1 protein-coding gene is annotated in these 2,591 nt (G+C 42.9%); it reads right to left on the bottom strand.

From position 1 onward, the window contains the following. On the bottom strand, window positions 1-1,314 hold a 1,314-nt coding region (ltrA, locus tag L1D46_RS20345), incomplete at its 3' end, for a group II intron reverse transcriptase/maturase (protein ID WP_239978142.1). Between the last annotated feature and the right edge of the window lie 1,277 nt (window positions 1,315-2,591).

The raw sequence follows: 2,591 nt of genomic DNA, 5'->3' as shown, positions 1-2,591 counted from the left end.
CATGTTCATGTTCATGTTCATGCTCTTCTGCCAACCGTGAAATTGCCATTGGCCTCGACGGTTGATAAAGTACTTCATGGCGATCCAAGTTTTTGATTTTGTTGGATGACGCCTTTTAGCCCAATGCCATAACGCTAGAAATAGTTTGTGGCTCACATATCCGAATACTTGTTTGGCAACGCAATGGCGATAGTAATTCGACCAACCCCTGAGTTTCGGATTTATCAACTTGATTAGATCGTTAACGGGGGTAGTTGCGTGCTTTTTAATGAGTTCGCGCAAGTTACTCAGAAATATTAACGTGTTAGATTTGCTCGGTTTAATGAGCAGTTTTCCTTTGTACTTCCTATGGTTAAAGCCTAGGAAGTCAAAACCACGGCTAATGTGGGTAATGTGCGTTTTCTCTTCGGAGAGCGTTAAGCCTCTATGTGCTAAGAAGTCAGCAATCAACGGTTTGATATCGTTCTCCAGCACGTCCTTTGAAGTGCATGTGACTACGAAATCATCGGCGTATCCTATAAAGTTGGCTCTCGCCCCATTTTTAAGTGCGGTGGACTTAATGCGTTGCTCAAGACCTGCAAGAGTCATCAGCATCAAGGTTGGAGATATGATCCCGCCTTGTGGTGTTCCCTCGTCAGTGCGATAGAACAGCCCTTTGTCCATAAAACCAGACTTTAACCATTGTTCCAACATTCGTTTATCTACAGCTATATTATTCATAAGCCATTGATGCCCAATCTTGTCGAAACAGGCTTTGATATCTCCCTCAAGAACCCATTGCGCGGATTGCTTTTTACTCAAACAGAGAAAACACTGAGCAATAGCATCAGCAGTGCTTCTATTGCGCCGAAATCCGTAGCTATTTGGGTCAGCAAGTGTTTCTGACACAGGCTCTAGTGCAAGAAGGTGAAGCGCTTGTAGCGCTCTATCGACCATGCACGGGATACCCAAAGGTCTGAGCTTGCCGTTTTTCTTAGGGATGTAGATACGCTTGAGCGGTTTGGCTTGATAAGCCTTTCTGCTCAATTGATTGACTGCTTTCATGCGGCGCGTATCCGTATTCCAGATGACGCCGTCTATTCCGGGCGTTTTACTGCCTTTGTTTTGTGATACTCGCTTAACAGCAAGAAGTTTTGCCGAATGCGAGTGAGTCAGTATCCACTGCAACGCTTTCGCTTTGCTGTGTTTACCTTCTCTTGTTGCTTTTGCAATACGCATCTGAAGCTTTAAAACGTGCGACTCAACAGTTTTCCAATTTATGGATTGCCATTGAGCACTGTCAGGGGAGGCACTAATCTCTTTTGAAATCATCATTTGCGTTTCTCCTTGAATAAAGTTCTTCAAATTCTCTTGCAACGGAAGACCAGTCGGAAGTCAGCTCACTTTCGTGCCAGACAGACGTCTGTATCTGCATCATTACAATCCAGCCTTTGCTTTCTCCAACATCCTCTACCTGCATCACTATCGGCTATATAAGCTTTCCCAAAGGGAGTGATACAGGCTTACCGTGTTCCGTATGTTGCGCAATGTCAGGTTAGATGCCCGCTATAGTGCGGAGAGTTCAGTGATCACGAAAGAGCATGGGGCAATCTCTTTCCGACTCTCGTGCCTTTTGGCTACAGCGTATTAACCACTTCCGCTGTTTCATCGTATAACGCACCTTACGCGGATTCACTTATGTTCATCATACTGACTGCCTAGCACTCACCCGATTTGTGGTTATCAGGAGGATCGTCCTCTCACGATTAAGATCCCGATTGGCGCATACCAACCTTCGTTACATTGTCAGAGCCGCTACTTTATTCAGGCTCCTAGGATCATCTGGTGATACAGATGGTTCACTCATTAAGCGGTGAACAGCGCTTCATACGACTTCACGTCGCACGCCCCAAGACGTGTTTAGGCGAATTACTCAAAAGAGCGAACTTCGGCCATTCAAAATTGCTTTTCTATTTCGTCAAAGTATATTGCTTGCATAGTCAGGAAAGCGACCCAATCGCTCTTTTTTGTCCTGAGACAAAAGCTAGAACTACTGCATTTTAGTCTTAATGGCAATTAGTTAAGAAGTTTGTTACAAATGAGTCATTCAGAAAAGCGAGCGACACTGTGTTAGAAAAACGCGCGATTCGCTCGCTATAGACATGTCATGTTTCAAAGGGAAAAGTTGACTTATGAGTTATAGATTTGGAAATAAACTACTTTTTATTTTATCCGTTATAGTKTTTATTTATAGCCTGTTCAGTATTTTCGAAATGCAATTTTCAGCATTTGGATTTAGCGTTAAACTTAATGAAAATCCTGTATTATTTTATTTCTTTGTAGGTGGCTTATTAATGGCCTCAGGCTTTATGTTACTAATAAAGACCTTAGAGTTTGCCAAAAGCAAAACTCAACGAGTTGAAACATAACAAGCCATTGCAGTGCGGGGCGTTATAAAGCAACGAGGCATCAGAATTTTGGAAATGCATTTTGTATTTACTTCCTCTAGAGGACTAATTGAATCAGCAGAATATCTGCTGGCACACACTGAAGATGATGATGCATTCTTCAATTCAAATAAATACTCCTTTATCTTAGTTGCTGCCGCTTCA

It is taken from the genome of Pseudoalteromonas sp. Isolate3 (assembly GCF_022398505.1).
Lineage (GTDB): Bacteria > Pseudomonadota > Gammaproteobacteria > Enterobacterales > Alteromonadaceae > Pseudoalteromonas > Pseudoalteromonas apostichopi.
The sequence above is the reverse complement of the archived record's forward strand: the minus strand, read 5'-3'. Positions and strand labels throughout refer to the sequence as shown.